Origin of the sequence: Acinetobacter haemolyticus CIP 64.3 = MTCC 9819 (assembly GCF_000369065.1) — a bacterium.
Taxonomy (GTDB): domain Bacteria; phylum Pseudomonadota; class Gammaproteobacteria; order Pseudomonadales; family Moraxellaceae; genus Acinetobacter; species Acinetobacter haemolyticus.
Window position 1 is genome coordinate 281952 of sequence record NZ_KB849800.1, and the last position, 21766, is coordinate 303717.

Annotated in this window: 22 protein-coding genes and 3 tRNA genes; 19 read left to right on the top strand and 6 right to left on the bottom strand. The window is 38.2% G+C overall.

All coding sequences use genetic code 11. From position 1 onward, the window contains the following. Positions 1-167: 167 nt before the first annotated feature. The 6 genes from mhpT to F927_RS04065 all read left to right on the top strand — a co-directional run bounded on the left by mhpT (position 168) and on the right by F927_RS04065 (position 4922). A complete protein-coding gene (gene mhpT, locus F927_RS04040) occupies positions 168-1400 on the top strand; it encodes a 3-(3-hydroxy-phenyl)propionate transporter MhpT (protein ID WP_005081692.1) in 1233 nt (410 codons plus the stop codon). Between the two features lie 70 nt (positions 1401-1470). Further along, positions 1471-1929 carry a MarR family winged helix-turn-helix transcriptional regulator gene (locus F927_RS04045; protein ID WP_005081694.1) on the top strand — a complete coding sequence of 153 codons (459 nt, stop codon included), beginning with the start codon at positions 1471-1473 and terminating at the stop codon, positions 1927-1929. 59 nt (positions 1930-1988) lie between these two features. After that, complete coding sequence (locus F927_RS04050) at positions 1989-3014, top strand: IS30-like element ISAba125 family transposase (protein WP_005100823.1); 1026 nt, start codon at positions 1989-1991, stop codon at positions 3012-3014. Between the two features lie 155 nt (positions 3015-3169). Then, positions 3170-3577, top strand: coding sequence for a J517_1871 family lipoprotein (locus tag F927_RS04055; RefSeq protein WP_370736367.1), 408 nt, complete (start codon positions 3170-3172; stop codon positions 3575-3577). Positions 3578-3652: 75 nt separating this feature from the next. Continuing rightward, positions 3653-4270: a MarC family protein gene (locus tag F927_RS04060; protein ID WP_004638289.1), complete on the top strand. Its 618-nt coding sequence runs from the start codon at positions 3653-3655 to the stop codon at positions 4268-4270. A 136-nt stretch (positions 4271-4406) separates the two neighbouring features. After that, the gene (locus F927_RS04065; protein WP_004638290.1) at positions 4407-4922 is read left to right on the top strand and encodes an acyl-CoA thioesterase; all 516 of its coding nucleotides are present in this window, start codon (positions 4407-4409) and stop codon (positions 4920-4922) included. A 124-nt stretch (positions 4923-5046) separates the two neighbouring features. On the opposite strand, the gene F927_RS04070 is transcribed toward F927_RS04065, so the two are convergent. Beyond that, the gene (locus tag F927_RS04070; protein ID WP_005081698.1) at positions 5047-5235 is read right to left on the bottom strand and encodes a hypothetical protein; all 189 of its coding nucleotides are present in this window, start codon (positions 5233-5235) and stop codon (positions 5047-5049) included. 470 nt (positions 5236-5705) lie between these two features. On the opposite strand from F927_RS04070, the gene F927_RS04075 reads away from it, so the two are divergent. From F927_RS04075 to F927_RS04090, 4 genes are all read left to right on the top strand, one after another. After that, complete coding sequence (locus tag F927_RS04075) at positions 5706-6722, top strand: CobW family GTP-binding protein (RefSeq protein ID WP_005081700.1); 1017 nt, start codon at positions 5706-5708, stop codon at positions 6720-6722. A gap of 60 nt (positions 6723-6782) precedes the next feature. Further along, positions 6783-7313: a YaeQ family protein gene (locus tag F927_RS04080; protein ID WP_005081702.1), complete on the top strand. Its 531-nt coding sequence runs from the start codon at positions 6783-6785 to the stop codon at positions 7311-7313. 36 nt (positions 7314-7349) lie between these two features. Beyond that, positions 7350-7691, top strand: a complete 342-nt coding sequence (locus F927_RS04085; protein ID WP_005081704.1) for an FKBP-type peptidyl-prolyl cis-trans isomerase — start codon at positions 7350-7352, stop codon at positions 7689-7691. A gap of 388 nt (positions 7692-8079) precedes the next feature. Beyond that, positions 8080-8475 (top strand): hypothetical protein, encoded by a 396-nt coding sequence (locus F927_RS04090; protein WP_026056310.1) that lies wholly within the window; start codon positions 8080-8082, stop codon positions 8473-8475. Positions 8476-8541: 66 nt separating this feature from the next. Here F927_RS04090 and F927_RS04095 read toward each other — a convergent pair. Then, a tRNA-Leu gene (locus tag F927_RS04095) sits at positions 8542-8627 on the bottom strand. Between the two features lie 198 nt (positions 8628-8825). Between F927_RS04095 and F927_RS04105 the strand changes: the two genes are divergently transcribed. Then, positions 8826-10586: an alkaline phosphatase D family protein gene (locus tag F927_RS04105; RefSeq protein WP_005081708.1), complete on the top strand. Its 1761-nt coding sequence runs from the start codon at positions 8826-8828 to the stop codon at positions 10584-10586. Between the two features lie 123 nt (positions 10587-10709). Here the strand turns inward: F927_RS04105 and F927_RS04110 are convergent. Then, positions 10710-10795 (bottom strand) — tRNA-Leu (locus tag F927_RS04110). Between the two features lie 8 nt (positions 10796-10803). Beyond that, positions 10804-10877 (bottom strand) — tRNA-Cys (locus F927_RS04115). Between the two features lie 152 nt (positions 10878-11029). Here F927_RS04115 and folD point away from each other — a divergent pair. The 3 genes from folD (at position 11030) to F927_RS04130 (ending at position 13008) form a co-directional block, all read left to right on the top strand. Then, positions 11030-11878 carry a bifunctional methylenetetrahydrofolate dehydrogenase/methenyltetrahydrofolate cyclohydrolase FolD gene (gene folD, locus F927_RS04120; RefSeq protein WP_005081710.1) on the top strand — a complete coding sequence of 283 codons (849 nt, stop codon included), beginning with the start codon at positions 11030-11032 and terminating at the stop codon, positions 11876-11878. A 50-nt stretch (positions 11879-11928) separates the two neighbouring features. Then, entirely contained in the window at positions 11929-12597 is a 669-nt protein-coding gene (locus F927_RS04125) for a class I SAM-dependent methyltransferase (protein ID WP_005081711.1), read from the top strand. A 126-nt stretch (positions 12598-12723) separates the two neighbouring features. Beyond that, positions 12724-13008 (top strand): GNAT family N-acetyltransferase, encoded by a 285-nt coding sequence (locus tag F927_RS04130; protein WP_005081713.1) that lies wholly within the window; start codon positions 12724-12726, stop codon positions 13006-13008. Between the two features lie 56 nt (positions 13009-13064). Here the strand turns inward: F927_RS04130 and F927_RS04135 are convergent, their stop codons facing one another. Next, on the bottom strand, positions 13065-13487 hold the full coding sequence (locus F927_RS04135; RefSeq protein WP_005081715.1) for a hypothetical protein: 423 nt from the start codon (positions 13485-13487) through the stop codon (positions 13065-13067). Positions 13488-13774: 287 nt separating this feature from the next. Here F927_RS04135 and glpK point away from each other — a divergent pair, with 287 nt between their 5' ends. From glpK to glpD, 3 genes are all read left to right on the top strand, one after another. Beyond that, the gene (gene glpK / locus F927_RS04140) at positions 13775-15289 is read left to right on the top strand and encodes a glycerol kinase GlpK (RefSeq protein ID WP_005081717.1); all 1515 of its coding nucleotides are present in this window, start codon (positions 13775-13777) and stop codon (positions 15287-15289) included. A gap of 52 nt (positions 15290-15341) precedes the next feature. Then, positions 15342-16100, top strand: a complete 759-nt coding sequence (locus tag F927_RS04145; protein ID WP_005081720.1) for a DeoR/GlpR family DNA-binding transcription regulator — start codon at positions 15342-15344, stop codon at positions 16098-16100. 239 nt (positions 16101-16339) lie between these two features. Next, complete coding sequence (gene glpD / locus F927_RS04150; RefSeq protein ID WP_005081722.1) at positions 16340-17860, top strand: glycerol-3-phosphate dehydrogenase; 1521 nt, start codon at positions 16340-16342, stop codon at positions 17858-17860. Between the two features lie 32 nt (positions 17861-17892). Here glpD and F927_RS04155 read toward each other — a convergent pair whose 3' ends face one another. Then, a complete protein-coding gene (locus F927_RS04155; RefSeq protein WP_005081723.1) occupies positions 17893-20088 on the bottom strand; it encodes a TonB-dependent siderophore receptor in 2196 nt (731 codons plus the stop codon). 222 nt (positions 20089-20310) lie between these two features. On the opposite strand from F927_RS04155, the gene F927_RS04160 reads away from it, so the two are divergent. Together F927_RS04160 and F927_RS04165 are read left to right on the top strand one after the other, a co-directional pair. After that, positions 20311-20577 (top strand): hypothetical protein, encoded by a 267-nt coding sequence (locus F927_RS04160; protein ID WP_005081725.1) that lies wholly within the window; start codon positions 20311-20313, stop codon positions 20575-20577. A gap of 114 nt (positions 20578-20691) precedes the next feature. Continuing rightward, the gene (locus tag F927_RS04165; protein WP_005081727.1) at positions 20692-21102 is read left to right on the top strand and encodes a DUF596 domain-containing protein; all 411 of its coding nucleotides are present in this window, start codon (positions 20692-20694) and stop codon (positions 21100-21102) included. Positions 21103-21766 lie beyond the last annotated feature (664 nt).

Consider the following 21766-nt stretch of genomic DNA (forward strand, 5'->3'; position numbering starts at 1 on the left):
TTAAGTATATAAAATTTAAAATAATTTTCTATACAATTAATTTTTTTATAAAATATATTGAAAAAAATATTGCATTTTAAGTAAGTTTAACTGATATTTTTAGGGTGTTTAATAAACAATACACAAAAAGGGCTGAATGGATAGATTGGTCGAAAAAGGACAAGGTAATGGAAAAAGTATTTGGACAGTCGGGCAGTGCAAAATTAACCTTATTGCTCTGTTTTGCAATCGCAATTTTTGAAGGTTTTGACCTTCAATCGATGGGTGTCGCCGCACCACGTATGCGGGCTGAATTTATGTTAGACAATGCTCAGATGGCTTGGGCATTTAGTGCTGCAATTCTTGGAACGCTTCCAGGTGCGATTTTGGGTGGGCGATTAGCAGATATTGTGGGTAGGAAAAAGATTCTTATTTTGAGTATTTTATTATTTGGAATTATGTCGTTACTCACAGCTTTTGCGGCTGATTATAACTTACTGTTGTTGATTCGCTTTTTAACTGGTTTGGGAATGGGTGGTGCGTTACCTATTATGATTACCATGGCATCTGAGGCTGTGTCAGATCAATATAAGGGAACAGCAGTCAGTGTGATGTATAGTGGTATTCCGTTTGGAGGTTTGCTCACTTCGGTTGTGGCAATGTTATTGGCAGGGGATAGTGAATGGCGGCATATTTTTTATATTGGCGGCATTGCTCCCATTTTATTGATTCCTTTAATTATTAAATATTTGCCAGAATCAAGTGATTATTTAAAGCGTAAAACACAACATCAAACAGCCATTCCATTTTTTGAGGTTTTATTTGCAAAAGAACGTCGTATGTCTACGATCCAAATTTGGATCAGTTTCTTTTGTACACTCGTCGTTTTGTATTTCTTGTTGAACTGGTTGCCATTGTTGATGGGCGCGCAAGGTTTGTCAAAATTCGAAGCCAATTATGTTCAAATGGGTTATAACATCGGCGGAATTTTTGGATCGATCTTAATGGGCATGATGCTCGATAAGCTACGTATGAGCTTTGTGATTAAATTAATTTATACTGGCATATTACTGTCATTATGCTGTTTATCTATTTCTCCAACAGTTGCTTTACTTGTCCTTTCAGCAGTGGGGTGTGGTCTATTCATTGTCGGTGGGCAGTCTGCCTTATATGGTCTTGCTGCGATGTATTATCCAACTGAAATGCGTGGTACTGGTGTTGGTTCAGCAGTTGCAATCGGTCGGATAGGTTCATTTGCAGGACCTTTGATGGCAGGCTTCCTATTATCACTTGGTCAAAGTTCAACAATCGTGATTGGTGCAAGTATCCCCGTTATTCTTATTGCTGCGATTTCTGCTTTGTTGCTTGTCAAAAAGCCTAAACAGCCTGTACATTTAGTACAAAGCACAAGTGCTCAGTAAGTTGCAACTTTAGTAAAGTATGGAGCAGTAGCTTCATACTTTTTGTTTTTTTTATGATGAATGATGATTTATGGCACGTTCAAATATAGTTCCAACAACAATTCAAGATGAACCTAGACTAAGTTATATGATCGCCCGTGTTGATCGTATTATTAGTAAACATTTAACAGAGCAATTAAAACCATTGGACATTAGCCTGCCACAGTTTACAGCATTATCTGTGTTGGCATCTAAGCGTAATTTATCTAATGCTAAACTTGCTGAACGCTCCTTTATTAAACCCCAATCAGCAAATAAAATTCTTCAGGATTTATTTAGTAATGGATGGATTGAAAAAACGCCAGATCCGACTCATGGGCGTCGTATTTTGGTGACACTGACTGATCAGGGGCTAAATAAGTTACATGAGTGCAATATTGTGGTTGAAAAAATCGAAGAGCAAATGCTGCAAGGTATCGATATAAACTTGGCTTATTTGATTCGAAATAACTTAGAACAGATGGTAAGTAATTTAAAAATGGATGAATAAACAACGGCAGAGTAAAACTTGAAGTGCGACATAAACCACCTAATTAATTTAAAGGGTTTATGGAGTATATAAAATTGTCATACCATCATCTTAACTTTGAAGATCGTACTGCATTAATGCTTGAGTCAAGAAAAGAAGGCTTTTCAGCCAGAAAATTTGCTGAACTCATTAAAAGACATCCTAGTACGATCTATCGTGAGCTTAAAAGAAATAGCATCAATGACGTTTATCAAGCTCAATATGCTTCTGATAACACCTTCGCTAGACGTAGACGTGGTCACAGAAAACTCAAAATCGATTCAATCCTCTGGAAATTTATTGTTGAAGCGATCCGTTGTTTATGGTCTCCTCAGCAAATAGCAAAGCGTTTAAAGACATTTCCTGATTTGGATCAAACAATGAATGTAAGCCATACAACGATTTATTCAACGATACGAGCATTACCAAAGGGTGAGTTGAAAAAAGACTTATTATCCTGTCTGCGTCATGAAAATAAAAAGCGAAAAGCTAACGGTGAACCTAAAAAAGATTCTATATTACAGGATATTAAAACTATTCATGAGCGCCCAGCCGAAGTTCAAGAAAGAAAAATACCGGGTCATTGGGAAGCTGATTTAATTAAAGGTAAAGACAATAAAAGTTCGATAGCAACACTTATTGAACGAAATACACGGCTCTGTATCTTGGCAACATTACCTGATGCAAAGGCAGAATCAGTGCGCAAGGCTTTAACTGAAGCTCTGAAATATTTACCTGCAGAACTGCGTAAAACGTTGACCTATGACCGTGGACGCGAGATGGCAGAACATAAAATACTTGAAGAAGATTTAGGCATAGATGTATATTTCTGTGACCCACATTCACCCTGGCAAAAAGGCACATGCGAAAATATGAATGGTTTAATTAGGCAATATTTACCTAAAGGGATTGATTTAAATCAGGCAGATCAGCATTATTTAAATCAAGTTGCCATGTCACTGAATACTCGTCCTAGAAAAGCGTTAGATTGGCTTACACCATTAGAGAAATTTGCTCAGCTTGTTGATTATCATAAGACTTTTCAAACTGTCGCACCTCATGTTTGAATTCGCCAACTTATGATTTGAGTAACTTTAAAACTGCATTGCAAGAACAGTTACACATCCCATACCCGGTGTATACATACCCTACAATTTATACCGCTTTCGGCTATGGGAAAATAATTGTAATTGTTTGCTTTTTTATTATTTGGGTGTTGGTTGTGAAGTATATTTTTTTATCAAGTATTTTGTTTTTTGGACTTGTCGGCTGTACTTCGATTACGACAATGTCATCTGAGCAATTTAATCAACTTAGCACGACACAACTTCCATTTTCTGGCAATTGGTCAGGGCAAGTCGGAGAAGCATCCGCGGTACTACATTTAAATCGTCAAGGCTATGGAAAACTTTGTATTGATAATAGCAAAGAAGTCATGTCGTACCGAGTAAAATTAGTGAATGACGTGCTTTATAGCGATCAAGGTCTAAAGTTTAACGTAAAATCGATCAATGCATCACAAGCCAATCTGCATATGCGTATGCTCGGATTGGGTGTAACATTTGAATTAAATAAAGATGATCCATTAAACAATGTAACGTCTAATTGTAAAACGTTTATAAATTCCTAAATGATTTAGTGTCTATTCATCTAATCTGTCAAAATCTAAAATCATTTAACCTTTGCTGCCAATAAAGAGTTATTTATGTTATCAGCGCACGTTCATGCATTTGCTTTATTTTTCTCATTGCTAAATCCTTTCCTAATGAGTGTTTATATGGTGGGGATGATTCGCAATACCGATGCTAAGATATTTAACAAGGCCTTGATTCAGGGTAGTTTTATTGCTTTAGCTGTATTTATATTGTTTGCTTGGGGTGGGGAAAGTATTTTTAGTCGTTATTTGAATGTGCGTTTTGAATCATTCCAAATCTTTGGTGGTTTAATCTTTTTGGTCATTGGCTATCGTTATGTATTCCAAGGTGCGGAAACAATTGGTGAAATGCGCGGTGCGCCCGAACATCTTGCTGGAACTATTGCGATGCCATTTATGATTGGCCCAGGAACGATTAGTGCTGCTGTTGTTACAGGGGTTACTGTGCCTTTTATTAGCGCGGTTGCTGTGATTACACTCACTTTATTTTTGACCTGTAGTATTTTGATTTTAATGAAATATGGGCATGATCATTTACGATATAAACATGCCAAATACATCGACCGCTATTTTGATATTGTTGGTCGTTTATCTGCATTGCTGATTGGTACGATTGCGGTAGATATGATTGTCAATGGAGTAACAGGTCTTATCCAATCAACACAATAAAAAAAATAGATAATTGAAACATCGATTTTAGGGATTAAATTGAGAGGCTAAATCAATGAAATTTAGTCTCTCTTTCTACTAATTATGGCGCATAATATTCAATAAGAAAGAACGCTTTTTTTGTGAGTCCTTGTCTATGAATCCATTAGACCAAATGAATCAAATTCCTGATGATCAATCAGAGCTCACGATGTCAGTACTGATGACACCTGACATGGCCAACTTTTCAGGCAATGTTCATGGTGGTGCGATTCTAAAGTTGTTGGATCAAGTGGCGTATGCATGTGCCAGTCGTTATTCAGGAAGTTATGTTGTTACGCTGTCAGTAGATAAAGTAAATTTCAAAGAACCTATTTATGTGGGTGAGTTGGTCACATTCTTAGCAAGTATCAACCATGTAGGACGTACCTCAATGGAGGTCGGGATCCGAGTGGAAGCACAAAATATTCAAGATCGTACGATACGACACACCAATACTTGCTATTTCACAATGGTTGCGGTCGATGAGGAGCGTAAACCGAAACAAGTTCCGCCTTTAAACTTAAACACAGACTGGAAACGTTGCCGTTTTGAGGCCGCTGAACAACGCAAAGAAATGCGTTTACAAGAGGTGCATCAGCCTTCATGTAGTATTTTTAAGTCCTCTTCTTAAAAATGATATCTATAAAAAAGATCGAACCGCAGCATGGTTCGATCTTTTTTTGTTTATTATGAAATAGGGGCAAATCATAATAAACCGATTTAAAAGCAGAGGTAAGTTTTAAATCTATGTCGTATTAGTTTGCAACTGGTGCTGATGCTGGAGCAGCTTCACTTGATGCATCAGTAGCTGGTTGTTCTTGAGTAGAAACAACAACACGCTCGTCAGTCTGAGCTTCAGTTTGCACTTCATCAGCAGTTGCAGCGAAAGTTGTAGCCGCAGCAAGTGTAAGTGTTGTCGCAAGAAGAGTTTTGATAAGTTTCATTGTTGGCATCCTTAATTTCAGTTTCAATAAAAACAGCCTAAATTTGTAGATTAACCACGAATCTAGACATGTGCTCCATGCTATGTGCCAAAGTTAATTGCGGCAATGTTCTTAACAATCTATTACGTTGATCTTAACAATTCGCAAAGTTACTCATGTTTATGTACTTACTCTGTAAACCCTGAGCAAAGAATTCAGAATTAAAATGTATGGAAATATGTATTTTTGGATAAAAAATAAACTAATTATTTACGCAGATTAAACATTTAATAAGAGTTGATAAGATTAACTTAATTGGATAATTCATTTATATTTTAATTTTAAATATGGATATTAGATCATTAATGTGATTTATATCACTTTATGCTTTGTTAATGTGGTTATTTTAAAGTTTGTAATTTTGAGAGGAAAATTTTATTTCTACAATTTTCCGCATTACAATTCCTTAAATTCTTATTCTTGAGTATGTCGTGAAAATTATTGCTCGCAAAGCAGTTCCAACTCATATTATTTCTGGTTTTTTAGGGGCGGGTAAAACCACGCTATTGCAGCATTTATTGACCCAAAAACCGAAAAATGAGGTTTGGGCAATTCTCATGAATGAATTTGGGCAAATCGGTGTTGATCAACAACTGATCACACAGCAGTCAGGTTATGCAGTCAAGGAATTATTAGGTGGCTGCTTGTGTTGCAGTAGTCAGTTGCCTATGCAGATCACGTTATCTCGATTACTGAGTGAAAGTAAACCAGATCGACTGTTTATTGAACCAACTGGGTTGGGGCATCCAGCGCAACTTTTGGAACAGCTGACTGAACCACATTGGCACAGTAGCTTGGATATGCGTGCATTGGTGGTCGTGGTTGATGGTAGCCGTTTACATGACAAACCATGGGTGCAACAGCATCTTTATACCGATCAATTAAAGGCTGCACAAGTCGTCGTAATTTCGCACAAAGACAGTATGAATGATGATGATCAGCAAGCCTATATTCAATTAAAACAAGAATATCAAACTTATGTGCAGTCTTGGATTGAAGCTGAAAATGGGCAAGTTCCACTTTTACAGCTTGATTTACCTTTAGTGCCAGTGCAACGCAAAGTTCAGCCGTTACTGCGTCAGCAAATGACTCAGCAAAATGAGAGCGAGACGCAAGAAATCAAACAGCTCCCTTATCATTATGTTGAAACAGCTCAAGGCTATACCGTAGCTGGATGGAAATTTCCGAAACGATGGCAATTCAAGTTTTATGATGTCTTAGATCTATTATGTACACAACAGGATTGGATTCGGATCAAAGCAATCTTTTATACCGATCAGGGCTGGAAAAGTTTTAATTTTAATCCTGAGCAATTCAATTATAAATCTACAGAAGAAAGTATTGATAATCGAATCGAAGTAATTATTCAGGATTCAGTTCAACATGATTGGTTATTATTTGAAACGCAGTTGTTGGCTTGTCGCGTAGATGGCTTAGAATCAATATGAATCTCCGCATTTATTGAGCAAAATAGAGTATGCTTAGCGCCAAATTTGAGGACATGATTCATGGCGCTAAAAGCAACGATATATAAGGCAGATCTTAATATTGCCAATATGGATGATCACATTTACGCGGATTATCAATTAACACTTGCTCAACATCCTTCAGAAACCATTGAACGTTTAATGGTTCGTATTCTGGCTTATGCTCGTTATGCTGATGAGCAATTAGAATTCACCAAAGATCTATTTGAAACAGATGAGCCAGCCTTATGGCAGAAGGATTTAACGGGTTTATTAGAAAAATGGATTGAAGTGGGTTGTCCCTCTGAAGATAAAGTGAAAAAGGCAAGTGCACGATGCAAACGTGTTGCGATTGTTACCTACGGAAGTCAAGCGCAAGATTGGTGGCAAAAAAACACTAAAATCAAAACATTGAACAATGTTGAAGTTTGGCAATTGGCAGCACCAACCAGCGAAGCATTGGAACAATTGTGTGAACGAACGATGCAATTACAACTCAATATCATGGATGGGGAGTGGACTTTGTTAAGTGACAAAGGACAGATCGATATCCAATGGCAACAGTTACAATAATCTTCGATAGTATCTATTTCGTTTGGAGAGATAAAAATGAGTGCAGAATTACAAATTATTGATTTGAAAGTTGGTGAAGGTAAAGAAGCTGTCAAAGGGGCATTAATTACCACACACTACACTGGATGGTTGGAAGATGGAACACAGTTTGATTCCTCACTTGATCGTGGAAATTACTTTGAAACAGTGATCGGCACAGGACGTGTAATCAAAGGCTGGGATCAAGGGATTATGGGAATGCGGGTCGGTGGAAAACGTAAATTGATCGTACCTGCACATCTTGCGTATGGTGAGCGTAAGATGGGAAAAATTATTCCTGCCAATTCAAATCTAATTTTAGAAATTGAGCTTTTTGATGTGAAAACTCGCGACGAATAGCTTGTCTGATCGTTGATCGACATTACGTGATTTAGTTTCATGATGATTCTAAATCACGTTAAAAATCATAAATATAAGTTTAAAAAGCGATACCGATTATTTTTATACAAGATTATGATTTTACATAATTTTTCATTTATCTGATTTTTATCACAGCCTAAGAAAAAAAGATTGATTCTATAAAATTGGCTATATATCTTTGAGATTAAAGAGCAAATTTTTTAAATGATAATAACTTGCCTAAAATCAACAGTTCTGGTCTTTCAAAAAAATTGCTCATAAAGTTGTAATCAACGTGTGGTCCACAAACGCTGAAGGCAATTTAGATTATAAAAATGCGGTATTAAGCCAACAAGTCATAAAAAATTTTGAATGGGTAGAACAATATATGAATGATTATTTGGATATCACGGCATCTGAGCTATTGAGAGAATTACATCACTTCTTCTTGATTGATACTTATGATGGTGCTGAAACAGGTTTTTGGGTGAATGAAAAAGCATTAATTGATAAACATTATTGGCTTGATGGTGAGCATAAAGTTGAAATTGTCAGAGAACAAAGTGCAACCCATTTACATGCCCAACATAGTTATCGAATTACTTTATTGAATCAGGATGAAGGCGATGTTGTTTTATTAAATTATGATGGGGTAAACAAAAAGGTACTTACTTTTCGGCGCGGGGAGTGGGTAAATCGCATGTATAAATATTTTTATCAAAAAGAACGCCATTATTTACAACAGCTTGCTGAGCATCCCAATTTTCAAGTGATTGATTATTAAATTTTAGACATAAAAAAACCAGCTTACGCTGGGATTTTTTAGCACCAAACTTCACTTGTAGAAGAATGGTGCCCGAGGCCAGACTCGAACTGGCACGCTTTGTGGGCGGGGGATTTTAAATCCCCTGTGTCTACCGATTTCACCACTCGGGCATGAGCGCAATAATAGAGGACACTTTAAAACTTGGCAAGTATAAAACTGATTGTTTGCTTTCTTTTCAATCAATTCATGTGTTTATCGGACAAAACCAGGCTGATTTTCATCATTTATTCATCAAATTGAGATCAAAGTTTCATATCAAAGACTTATTTTTAGCTATTTGTAGTGATAAAAACTAAGGTAGCTATCCAATGACAGCAAAAATTTCACGACGGGAACTGATTCAAAAAAGTTTATTTGGTTTTGGGGCTTTATCTTTATCCGCCAGTTTAACTGGATGTAATAACAGTTCGGATAAAGAAAGCAATTCGCTGAAAGTCAGTTTTGATCATGGCGTTGCAAGTGGTGATCCATTGCAGGATCGTATCATTTTATGGACTCGATTAACGCCGAATGATGCGAGTGCACGTTTACAAGTGACTTGGCAGATTGCGTTAGATCAACAATTTAAACAAATCATCAAAACCGATATAGTCATCACCACAGCATCGGATGACTTTACGGTAAAAGTTGATGCGACGGGTTTGAAAGCGGACCAAAGTTATTTTTATCGCTTTATCTTTGGAGACAAGATTTCTCCTGTTGGGCAAACCAAGACTTTAGCTGTAAATACTTCAAAAGTAAGTTTTGCAGTGTGTTCTTGTTCTAACTATCCAGCAGGCTATTTTTATGTTTATCGTGAGATAGCAAAGCAAAATGTCGATGTGGTTATTCATCTTGGTGATTATATTTATGAATATGGCGCAGGTGAATATGCTTCAGAAGATGCTGTTCAATTAGGGCGAACCTTAGCTGCTGATAATAATCAGGAAATTATCAAATTAGATGATTATCGCAAACGTTATGCTTTATATCGTCAAGATCCAGACCTACAAGCAGTTCATCAACGCCATCCATTCATCGTGGTTTGGGATGACCATGAGTTAGCGAATGATACGTGGAAAGACGGAGCAGAGAATCATCAAGAAAATGAAGGTTCATTCTTAGAGCGTAAATTGGCAGCCTTACAAGCCTATTTTGAATGGATGCCAATTCGTCCAATAGATGATCAGAAAATTAAGATTTATCGACAGTTTGATTTTGGTCATTTAGTGCAACTTAGCATGTTGGATACCCGGATCATTGCGCGTGATGAACAGTTGGATTATGCAAATTACATTACAGCTTCAGGATTGGATGCCGCAAAATTTCAAGCCGATTTGACTGATCGCAATCGTACTTTAATGGGATATGATCAACGAGACTGGTTGCTCGGAAAACTCCAGCAATCCACTGCAACATGGAATGTATTAGGCCAACAGATTTTAATGAGTAAAATGCAGATTCCTGCTGAGTTGTTATTTTCTTTGGCTGAGATTACTTCTGGTCAGCCAAGTGCCGATACATTAACCAAAATGCAAGCACAGATTAAAGAACTGGTCACTTTAAAGGTGCGTTTAAAACAAGGTGATCCAACTTTAACGTTACAAGAAAAAGCACGTGTCCTAACGGTTGCACCTTATAACTTGGATGCATGGGATGGTTATTTTGCTGAGCGTGAAATTCTGTATGGTACTTTGGCACAATTAAAAAAGAAAATTGTTGTGTTAGCAGGGGATACGCACAATGCATGGTCGTCTAACTTATATAGTCAAGATGGCGCTTTTGTTGGTGTTGAGCTTGCAACCAGTTCGGTATCTTCACCGGGTATGGAAAAGTATCTCAATATTCCAACCGATCAACTACAACAATTTGAATTTGCATTTACGACCTTAATCGATGAGTTGAGCTATTGTAATTTAAACCAGCGCGGTTATTTGATGGTTGAGTTTAATGAAGAAAAAGTTCACTCGGAATGGATTTTTGTTGATTCAATTAAAAAATCAGAATATCAAGTTGATACAGCTAGACACTATCAGTTGGATCTAGATTTGGATTTATTGCCGATTCAAACGAATCAGCAAGTTGCATAATCATTTGACTCGAAAAGCCAAGGCGTTGCACTTGGCTTTTGTTTTTTGATTTATTAAATTTCAGGTATAAAAAAACCAGCTTACGCTGGATTTTTATTGCACCAAACTTCAGTAGTTGAAGGATGGTGCCCGAGGCCAGACTCGAACTGGCACGCTTTGTGGGCGGGGGATTTTAAATCCCCTGTGTCTACCGATTTCACCACTCGGGCTTTACCAATGGAGGCGGAGGTCGGAATCGAACCGGCGTACACGGAGTTGCAGTCCGCTGCATGACCACTCTGCCACCCCGCCATCTCTTGGTGATGCACATATTAGCAATCTTTAGAAAAAAAACAATAGTGTTTCTAGCGAATATGCACATAAAAACAACATCTAAAAGAATATTGCTCAAATTATCATGTATTATTTACGCTATTGATTGATACCCACTTTGGAGATGCGCTGTGGCATTGGTTTTAGACGGTCGTGCATTAGCAACACAAATCGAAGCTGATTTGTTAGTACGTGTAGAAGCATTAAAAGCAAAATCGGGACGTACCCCAATTTTGGCAACAATCTTGGTTGGTGATGATGGTGCATCTGCAACTTATGTACGTATGAAAGGTAATGCGTGCCGCCGTGTTGGAATGGATTCACTTAAAGTAGAACTTCCAAAAGAAACCACCACAGAACAATTATTAGCTGAAATTGAAAAATTAAATGCAAATCCTGATGTACACGGTATTTTGCTTCAACATCCTGTTCCAGAACAAATTGATGAAAGAGCATGTTTCGATGCAATTTCATTAGAAAAAGATGTCGACGGTGTAACCTGTTTAGGTTTTGGTCGTATGGCGATGGGTGAGTCTGCTTATGGTTCAGCAACGCCAGCAGGTATCATGACGATTTTGCAAGAAAACAAGATTGAAATCGCAGGTAAACATGCGGTTGTTGTTGGTCGTTCAGCGATTTTAGGTAAACCAATGGCAATGATGCTATTACAAGCCAATGCTACCGTGACGATTTGTCATTCACGTACTCAAAACCTTCCTGAGCTGGTGAAGCAAGCTGATATTATTGTGGGTGCAGTCGGTAAGGCTGAATTAATTCAGAAAGACTGGATTAAACAAGGCGCGGTTGTGGTCGATGCTGGTTTCCATCCACGTGAAGGCGGTGGCGTAGGTGATATTCAATTAGTCGGTATTGAAGAAGTTGCATCAGCTTATACACCAGTTCCTGGTGGTGTAGGTCCGATGACGATTACCACATTGATTCGCCAAACAGTAGAAGCTGCTGAAAAGGCTTTAGGTTAATATTTTAACCCCTCTAATATAGAGGGGTTTTTTTCAAGAATTAAAGAACGATGAGCTGTACATTCCAATTTGCGAAAGCGCCTGAGCAATTGCTAAAAGCACTACATGAAGTTATTCCAAATACTGATTTATTGGCTCAACAACTGCCAGAAACTCCAATTTCCTTATGGTTGATTCCACCTGTATTTCCTACTGATCGCTTAGACGATGAGGTTATTCGACGAATTTGGAATGAAACACCGTATTGGATTTTTTGTTGGGCATCGGGTTTGGCGATGGCGCAATGGTTATTGGCAGAACCCCATCACGTCAAAGATAAAGTGGTGTTAGATTTTGGGGCAGGCTCAGGTGTTGTTGCAATTGCGGCAAAGATGGCAGGCGCAAAACGAGTTATTTGCTGTGACATTGATCAAGTGAGCTTAGCGTCATGTCGTGAAAATGCATTACTGAATAATGTCGAACTTGAATATTTAGATGATTTGTATAAATCTGAACAAGTCGATGTTTTGCTTGCAGCTGATGTGCTCTATGATCAGTGTAACCGATTTTTTTTAGATGAATTTTTGAAGTTTGCGCCTGAAGTCTGGGTTGCAGATAGTCGAGTGAAAAACTTTAGCCATCCACATTATATTAAGTTGGATGAGCGGAGCGCGACAACGTGGCCTGATTTAGATGAAGCCAAAGAGTTCAGAAATGTAAGCTTTTATCGAACTAAGTGATTGGCTCTACTTGATTTAAAATATCAAAACTCAACACAATCCTATGGTATAGCATGTTAAAACATGTAGTGATTTAAGTGATCTTATAATTACACCAAATCAAACAAAATAGAGCAGGAGAGTGGCATGGATATTCAGCAAACAGATGATGGCAAACATGGTGTTTTTAAACTATTGGATGGTGAGGTGATCGCTGGCGAGATGGCTTATACATGGGCCGGCGAAGAAATGCTCATCATTGATCATACTGATGTAAATGAGGATTTTCGTGGTCAAGGTATTGGCCGACAACTTCTTGATGCATTAATCGAATTTGTGCGTCAGCGTCAGGTCAAAGTTATTCCGCTGTGTCCTTTTGCAAAATCTGTATTTGATAAAGATTCATCTATTCGTGATGTATTAAAAGCATAAGTAAAATAGGATGTATTTAGTTCTGATCTATATACATCCAGTTTCTGATGAGTTAATTATGAGCAGGTATAGCGAACAACAGTTAGCGTTGTTGGTTTAGCTTCAAGTGCCTGACGAGTTGCATAGCCAGTCGTATTATTAAAATCTGGTGAGTTCGATAGACCAAAAGTTGCGCGACTGTTACCGAGCTGAACACCATATTGTTCTTGCTTGGTTGGGTTCATGATTTCATTGGTACTGAGAATGTTTAATTTATAATTTCTCTCTGCACCGAGCACTTGTTTACAGGCATGTTGGAGTTTTTTCTCATCTAGATTTGCATTGCCACGGGCGGAAAGCGTATACGCAATTGTTGCGGAAGTTGCTGTTTTACTTTCAATTTGATAACCCTTTTCACCATTATATTGATGTGAAGTGCTCTGACATGCAGTAATTAAAAGTGTACCGCTCACAATAAAAAGTAAATTGGTTTTTTTCATTTCAATCGTCCTGTTATTTCTGGTTTTAGTATCGCATAAAATAAATTTTGAATTGTTAGGAATCTTTAAAAGTTCTGCGTTTCGTCAATTTTATATTCAAATTTAAAGAAAGAATTTTCGTTTACGAACAATTTTGCATATAATCTGCCGAGTTTTTAATTTAATGCAAAAGTCATTGCTTTATTGCGATATTGCTACCCGTTTTTCGGGCGTTTAATTTATTGCTCAAATAGGAGCTGTTGATGTCCAACAAATCCTAAAATAAGGCAGGTCTGGTTAGGTATGTCATGATCTCTACAGATAGTCAAAAAAAATATGTTGTTGCATTTGATCAAGGTACAACGAGTTCACGTGCAATCGTATTGGATCACGATGCGAATGTCATCACTATTGCTCAGCGTGAATTTACGCAAATTTACCCGCAACCAGGTTGGGTTGAGCATGATCCTATGGAAATCTGGGCGACTCAAAGCGCAGTTTGGGTTGAAGCCTTAGCACAAGCGAGCATTTCTAGTGATGAAATTGCCGCGATCGGGATTACCAACCAACGTGAAACTACGGTGATTTGGGATAAAAAAACAGGTAAGCCGATCTATAATGCGATTGTATGGCAAAGCCGACAAAGCAATGAAATTTGTAATCAGCTCCGCCAAAATGGCTGGCAAGATTATGTGCGAAAAGTAACAGGGTTAGTAATTGATCCTTACTTCTCGGCTACTAAAATCAAGTGGATTCTTGATCGTGTTGAAGGCAGCCGTGAGCGTGCAGAACGTGGTGAGCTTTTATTCGGGACGATCGATACATGGTTAATTTGGAAATTAACCAATGGTCAAGTGCATGTTACAGACTATACCAATGCCTCTCGTACGATGTTATTCAATATTGAAACTTTGCAGTGGGATGACAAGCTGCTTGAGGCTTTAGATATTCCAAAGGCAATGTTGCCTGAAGTACGCAGCTCTTCTGAAGTTTATGGTTATACGCATACCATTAGTGGTCAGGAAATTGGTATTCCAATTGCAGGTATTGCAGGTGATCAACAAGCTGCATTGTTTGGGCAGATGTGTGTTGAAGTTGGCCAAGCCAAAAATACCTATGGGACAGGTTGTTTCTTACTCATGAACACTGGTGAGCGTATGGTTCAATCGGATCATGGCTTGTTGACGACGATTGCTTGTGGTGCAAAAGGCGAAGTGAACTATGCGCTAGAAGGAGCTGTTTTTAACGGTGGCTCTTGTGTGCAATGGTTACGCGATGAGTTAAAAGCGATTAATGATTCACATGACTCAGAGTATTACGCAACCAAAGTCAAAGATAGTAACGGGGTGTATGTGGTACCCGCATTTACTGGGCTTGGCGCACCGTATTGGGATCCTACCGCTCGCGGTGCAATTTTGGGCATTACTCGTGGTGTGAGTATTGAACATATCATCCGTGCAACTTTAGAATCTATTGCTTATCAGACGCGTGATGTTTTGGACGCAATGCAACAAGATTCTGGTGAGAAATTACGAACCTTACGTGTAGATGGCGGGGTCACTGCAAATAACTTCTTAATGCAGTTCCAAGCAGATATTTTATCCACCTCTGTAGAGCGTCCTGCGATGAAAGAAACTACAGGAATGGGCGCAGCATTTTTAGCGGGTCTTGCTGTCGGTTTTTGGTCGGATTTAAACGAGTTAAAGCGTAGAATGACGATTGAAAATACTTTCACGCCAGCATGTACGCAGGAAGAAACTGAAAAACTCTACACTGGCTGGCTAAAAGCTGTAGGTCGTACCCGTGATTGGGCTGAGGATTAAGCAGAACAATCACAGCGTTATATTGATTTGAAATAGCATAGGATGGATGAGCATGAGCTTGATACTACGCCAACAAAAAACCCTTGAGCTTGTACGGGAACGTGGCTATATCAGTATTGAAGAACTTGCTCAATATTTCGATGTGACACCACAGACGATTCGTCGTGATATTAATCAATTGGCTGATGAAGGTTTGCTGCGTCGCTATCATGGCGGCGCAGCACATGATTCAACGGTGGAAAACACGGAATATACCACCCGTGTTGGTTACATGCTTGAAGAAAAGAGAACCATTGCAGAGGCTGTGGCGGCGGCTGTACCTGACCATGCTTCGTTGTTTATTAACATCGGGACAACCACAGAAGCCATTGCACATGCATTGTTAAACCACACTGGACTAAAAATTATCACCAATAATTTAAATGTCGCGAAGATTTTGAGTACTAAAGAAGATTTTGAGGTATTGATCGCCAGTGGGCGTGTTCGTCCAGATGGAGGGGTGATTGGTCAAGCAACCGCTGACTTTTTTAAACAGTTCAAGGCTGATTATGCTTTAGTCGGTATTAGTGGAATAGAAGAAGATGGCACATTGTTAGATTTCGATTTTCAAGAAGTCTGTGTATCACAAGAAATTATCTCAAGTGCTCGTCAGGTTTTCCTCGCAGCAGACAGTAGTAAGTTTGGTCGAAATGCAATGATTCGTTTAGGATCATTAAAACAAGTGGATTGCATTTTTACGGATCAACAACCCAATGAGCAATATATGAAGATGATCCAAGAATTAGACGTTGGTTTGATTATTGCGAAATAGATTTCATTTTCGAAAAACAGCGTACCAAATTCTAATAAAAATTATTTAAAATCAATTATGTTTTCTTGTTTAGTGGAATGTCTCAGTCATTCCACTGCTTTCACTTAATTTTCATTTGAATAATTCAATACACAAAATGTCGATTAGTTTACGTTTTTGTGGCTATTTTATATTGTTAATTTTCATTTTATGTGTTTAAATTTTCATTATTGAACAATAATGAAAATTTGCGGTGATTTATGCAAACTTCTCCTCAGTCAAGTGACAAAATTTATGACCTTGCCATCATTGGTGGTGGGATCAATGGTGTGGGTATCGCTGTTGATGCTGCTGGGCGTGGTTTATCGGTATTTTTATGTGAAAAAGATGATTTGGCGAGCCATACTTCATCTGCGAGTAGCAAGCTGATTCACGGTGGTTTGCGTTACCTTGAACATAAAGAGTTTCGTTTGGTGCGTGAAGCATTAGCTGAGCGTGAAGTTTTGCTCAATAAGGCGCCACATATTATTCGCCCAATGCGTTTTATTATGCCTCATCGTCCACATTTGCGCCCAGCATGGCTGATTCGTACGGGCTTATTCTTTTATGATCATTTAGGTAAGCGTGAAAAATTATTGGGTTCAAATAATGTCTACTTTAAAGATGATAGTCCGTTAAACACAGCGATTACACGTGGTTTTGAATATTCAGACTGTGCTGTGGATGATTCACGTTTAGTTGTTTTGAATGCAATGCATGCACGTGAAAAAGGGGCAGAAATCGTAACGCGTACCCGTTGTTTGTCTGCTCGACGTGAAGGACAAATTTGGGTTGTCGATTTGGAAAATGCAGAAGGGCAATTTCAAATTAAAGCGAAAGCTTTGGTGAATGCTGCAGGTCCTTGGGTCGCACAGTTTATTAAACAGGATTTACAGCTAAAATCTCCTTATGGTATTCGTTTGATTCAAGGTAGTCACATCATCGTACCGAAGCTTTATGAGGGTGATAAAGCTTTCATTATGCAAAATGATGACCGCCGTATCGTGTTTGCGATTCCATATTTGGATCAATACACCATGATTGGAACAACGGATCATGAATACAAAGGTGATCCAGCTCAGGTGAAAATTACTCAAGGGGAAATTGACTATTTGGTTAAGGTCAGTAATGAGCATTTTAAAAAGCAACTTACCCAAGCTGATATTATCTCAACTTTCGCTGGGGTGCGCCCATTATGTGACGATGAGTCAGATAATCCATCTGCGGTGACACGTGACTATACGTTAGCCTTATCAAAAGAAGCTGCGGGGCAAGCGCCATTACTTTCGGTATTTGGTGGAAAGTTAACGACTTATCGTAAGCTTGCTGAGTCTGCAATGTTGCAACTGAAAGCATTTTTCCCAGCGATGAAAGGCAGTTGGACTGCAACGGAAACTTTGCCGGGCGGTGAAAAGATGGTGTCGGTTGAGCAGTTAGCTAATGAAATCCGCGCGCAAATCTCCGATGCTTCTGAAGCTTTGGCGAAACGTTGGGCGGGAGCCTATGGCTCGCGTATTTGGAATATTTTAGGTGAAGCAAGTTCGGTTAAGCAGCTTGGTCAACATTTTGGTCAGGGCTTGTATGCCAAAGAGGTCGATTATCTATGCCGCTATGAGTGGGCAAGCAATAGCCAAGATATCCTTTGGAGACGTTCTAAATTAGGACTGAATATGCAAGCACATGAAATTGCATTATTAGATGCTTATTTAAAACCTAAAAACCAAGCTCCGAATGCAGCATAAAGAAAGCCCCTCATGTTCGAGGGGCTTTCTTTTTAATATTTAAACTTCAGTGCAACTGTATAGTTAGCAGGTTCTCCGTAGAATGCTTGGCTATACGTAAAACTATTTAAATATTTTTTATCGGTTACATTATTTGCATTGGCTTGAACGCTAAAGTGTTTATTGACTTCATAACTTGCCATCAGGTTAAGCAACGCATAATCGCTTTGTTTTAGATATGCTGATTTTACATTGTCAAAAACAGAGGTTTTTCCTTGCCACTGTAGCCCTGCACCTACTTTTAATTTGGGTAATTGAGCGGGTGTATAAGTAGTTAGTAAATTAAAGGTTTGAGTTGGGTTATAAGTTCGGGCTGCACCACCATTTTTTAGATCTTGTAAACTAAATTGGGCATAACCCAAAGAGACATTTACTTGATCGGTGAGTTGTCCTGCCAAACCAACCTCAACGCCTTGTGAGCGTAAATCACTGATCCCCACTTTTCGGTTTAAAGGATGTCCATCTGTTGAACGAAGCGGATAATTGTTTTCCTCTGTTCTAAAGATTGCCAATGTTCCAGTAAGTTTGTTGTCTAGCCATGAGCTTTTCATCCCAACTTCATAACTTTTTCCTTCGATTGGATCAGCTACTTTGCCTGTTGCTTCATTTACAGATGTTTGTGGGCGGAAAATCGAAGTATAACTCATATAACCTGTGTACTCAGGTGTAAAATTATAGGTAATCCCGGCATAAGGTGAAACTTTACTTTCATCGTAATTCATCGGTGAGCCATAGCTCGAACCTTCACTTTTGGCTTGGATGTAGTTCGCACCGAGAGTCAGCTTGAGATCATCGTTTAAATGTAGACGTGTGGCTGCATAAATTGACTGATTGCGTTGGGTATAATCGGCTTGTTTGACGAAATCCGACCAAGTGACATGCTTTGGCGTCCAGCTTGCCCAATCTGTTGTATAGGGGGTAACTGTAATTTGTCCGTTATATTCAGAGCTTACATGATTAATATTGCTGTCATGTAGCGTGCCTTTCTTTTGATGGTCAACTTGATCACTTTTTGAGAAAGAATAACCAATGATAGCTTCATGTTCACGATTAAAAAGATCAAATTTCCCCTGCAAATTAAAATCAGCAGTGTGTAGTTTATTATTCTCTAAATAACCATTTGGTGTTAATGAAACTCCTGAACCGTCTGCGTTTGGATAGCCATAATAGTATAAAAGCTGGCTTTCACGATCTTTCTCATTATAGTTATAGCTCAAGTTAGCAGACCATGTATCTAGGAATTTTTGTTTTAGTTCGATAAATGCATTTCTAGAAGTGTTGTCCCAATATGCCCAATCTGGATTGGGGTTAAATGAGCGATCATAACTGAGCTGTCGACCAGAGCTATCCATCAGCGGAATTGCTCCCCAGTTATTGGCGTTTGGTTTATTTTTTTCTTGACTTGCTCCAATCGTGAGAAGGGTAGAATCCGTAACATCGGCTTCTACAACACCTGCAACACCATTTTTTTCTGAGGAATAACGATCACGATATGAGTCACCTGTTTGTTGGAAGCCAAACAGTCTTGCGCGGATGCGATCATTTAAACTGCCAGAAACATCTGCTTCATAACGTTGAGTATCCCATGAGCCATAACTTAAGCCTGTATTGGCTTGAAACTCTTTAGTAGGACGTTTTCGAACGTAGTTGATGGTTGCACTTGGATCACCAAAGGCATTGGTTAATGCATTTGCACCTTTTACGACTTCAACTCGATCATAAAAATAGCTGTCAGGATTGATATCGGTGGTATTCCAATTGGTTAGTGGAAATCCCACACCATCGATTAATATGTTAGAAATTTCAAAGCCACGTGCCATATATACGGCGCGTTCCGTTTCAAGGGCATTGACGGTTACCCCAGGGGTATTATTTAGAATATCTCGTGTTGAGGTTAAGCCAAAGTCTTCTATTTGTTGGCGTGTCACAACATTGATGGTTTGTGGTGTTTCTTTGGCAGCGATATTGAGCTTGGTTGCACTTGAGCTATCCTTAATCGTATAGGCTTTGGTGATTTCAGTATCTGAACTTTCATTCTGTGTCGCCTTGACTTGAATAGTCGGAAGCTGTTGAGAGACAGTGTCTACTGCAAAGCTGTAGGGGCTAATGCTGACCAGACTTGATGAAATTGCAAGAAACAATGAATTGCGCTTGAGAGAGGAGAGGTTTGAACTCATGTCTACAACCATGTAAATGAGAAATATTATTGTTACAATTATTGTTAATATTCGTTAATATTGCAATTCATTTCGTCTAATCCTTAATAGGAATAAAAGAAGAGATTTGGATGATTGATTGGAATTTTTGGAGATTAGCTATTCTATGAGAGAAATTTAAACTTTGGATAGCAGTGTGATAGATCTTGTGCTACATCACTCTAACCGTAGTGGGATGACAGGAGAATGCATTTGATGGATGTCCGACATGGGCTATTGCTGCTTGAGCAGCAGGAGTGTAATCAGAGTTTTAATGAATTAAATGCTGAAAATAAAGTAAAGGTTCTACAGTATGCATTAGGAGAAAGTGTGAGTGTTTATTGGCCAAATTTAGCGCTTAATTGGATTGAAAATAATCCAGAGAGTCTTACTACTATATTGAAGGGTATTTTAATCGAATCAATGGGCAAACATTGGGCAAATCAGCACTATAAACACAGGGTGAAGCGGATTTTAAAATAGAGGCTATTAAAAAGTTATATAAGTAAATTTTAATATATCTGTTCTTTTTTATTGTTTTTGTTGTTTAATAATAAAACTAGTGGGCGGAAATTAATTTCAGATAAGGTTCATAATATGAGAATTACCTTAAGTGATAAGGAATTTAATGCATTGATGAATTCTGTAAAGGGACAAGCCTTAGATGCTGTGTGGTTAGCAGCGTCTAATTTGGCGGAGGATGTCCAGATTGAAAAAAAGCTTATTGAGAAACGAGATATATTTATTAATATATTGCACCAGCTTATGAATGCTGGGGAGTTATTGTTAGCAAAAAGTGGTGATGACACTATTATATATGATATTCCTGTTTTAGAACAATTGGAATTATTTAAGAGGTTCTTTCCTTCTTCTGAAGAATATGCTAGAGAGATTGGTGCGCATGATATAGGAACATGGTTGGTTATTTACGATCAGGGTTTCTGCCCTTTGAGACCAGTTTGGATTTATACTCTAGATAATGGCGAAAAATATTTAGAATGGGCTTAATAGTCATATCTTTACTTTGGGGGTATTAATGGTTTTAAATAAATTTACATCAGTACTCTTAATTTGAAAACTAGAGAAGAATGGTTTGACAGCTTTCAATATTGGTGAATGGATATGCGTGATGCTTTATCATGTATGTATGATAGCCTCCCAAAATAAATTAGTGAGAAGTTGGATTATTCAATAGATTCATTGAATATGCTTGGAGCATTGGATATTGGAGCGGTATCCAACAACTGATGAGATGTCCTTTCAATGAGAAATACATACCGTTGATGGTTATGCTCGATATTTAGGAGAGACGTTTAGAAAACATTTGGGGGTGTGGGTTATCGAATTTGAGAGCCTAAAATGGCTTTTTATAATGTGCCGCAAATAGAAGCAAATAATTATTATGGTTTTCCTTTATCATTAGTTACTGCGAGTACAGATCGTCGAACAGGGCATTACATTTCAGATATTCTTAAGAATTTTATTGATAGTGAATAAGCTTCTTCGGCTAAGTATGAGTTATTTTAAAACTTTCCGATCATAATGAGTAATATATGAATATTAAAAACTTAATAAGGTGTTTTGGGCTTTTATTAGCTCTTTCAACTCTTACCGCTTGTGCTACACCTAGAATCTTATCGCATGATATAGATGGATTATGCCTGATTACACA

Bases quoted from the DNA above. Each gene is read 5' to 3' on its own strand.
- mhpT (WP_005081692.1), top strand. From the start codon at position 168: ATGGAAAAAGTATTTGGACAGTCGGGCAGTGCAAAATTAACCTTATTG.
- F927_RS04045 (WP_005081694.1), top strand. From the start codon at position 1,471: ATGGCACGTTCAAATATAGTTCCAACAACAATTCAAGATGAACCTAGA.
- F927_RS04050 (WP_005100823.1), top strand. From the start codon at position 1,989: ATGGAGTATATAAAATTGTCATACCATCATCTTAACTTTGAAGATCGT.
- F927_RS04060 (WP_004638289.1), top strand. From the start codon at position 3,653: ATGTTATCAGCGCACGTTCATGCATTTGCTTTATTTTTCTCATTGCTA.
- F927_RS04065 (WP_004638290.1), top strand. From the start codon at position 4,407: ATGAATCCATTAGACCAAATGAATCAAATTCCTGATGATCAATCAGAG.
- F927_RS04070 (WP_005081698.1), bottom strand. From the start codon at position 5,235: ATGAAACTTATCAAAACTCTTCTTGCGACAACACTTACACTTGCTGCG.
- F927_RS04080 (WP_005081702.1), top strand. From the start codon at position 6,783: ATGGCGCTAAAAGCAACGATATATAAGGCAGATCTTAATATTGCCAAT.
- F927_RS04085 (WP_005081704.1), top strand. From the start codon at position 7,350: ATGAGTGCAGAATTACAAATTATTGATTTGAAAGTTGGTGAAGGTAAA.
- F927_RS04090 (WP_026056310.1), top strand. From the start codon at position 8,080: ATGAATGATTATTTGGATATCACGGCATCTGAGCTATTGAGAGAATTA.
- F927_RS04105 (WP_005081708.1), top strand. From the start codon at position 8,826: ATGACAGCAAAAATTTCACGACGGGAACTGATTCAAAAAAGTTTATTT.
- F927_RS04125 (WP_005081711.1), top strand. From the start codon at position 11,929: ATGAGCTGTACATTCCAATTTGCGAAAGCGCCTGAGCAATTGCTAAAA.
- F927_RS04130 (WP_005081713.1), top strand. From the start codon at position 12,724: ATGGATATTCAGCAAACAGATGATGGCAAACATGGTGTTTTTAAACTA.
- F927_RS04135 (WP_005081715.1), bottom strand. From the start codon at position 13,487: ATGAAAAAAACCAATTTACTTTTTATTGTGAGCGGTACACTTTTAATT.
- glpK (WP_005081717.1), top strand. From the start codon at position 13,775: ATGATCTCTACAGATAGTCAAAAAAAATATGTTGTTGCATTTGATCAA.
- F927_RS04145 (WP_005081720.1), top strand. From the start codon at position 15,342: ATGAGCTTGATACTACGCCAACAAAAAACCCTTGAGCTTGTACGGGAA.
- glpD (WP_005081722.1), top strand. From the start codon at position 16,340: ATGCAAACTTCTCCTCAGTCAAGTGACAAAATTTATGACCTTGCCATC.
- F927_RS04155 (WP_005081723.1), bottom strand. From the start codon at position 20,088: ATGGTTGTAGACATGAGTTCAAACCTCTCCTCTCTCAAGCGCAATTCA.
- F927_RS04160 (WP_005081725.1), top strand. From the start codon at position 20,311: ATGGATGTCCGACATGGGCTATTGCTGCTTGAGCAGCAGGAGTGTAAT.
- F927_RS04165 (WP_005081727.1), top strand. From the start codon at position 20,692: ATGAGAATTACCTTAAGTGATAAGGAATTTAATGCATTGATGAATTCT.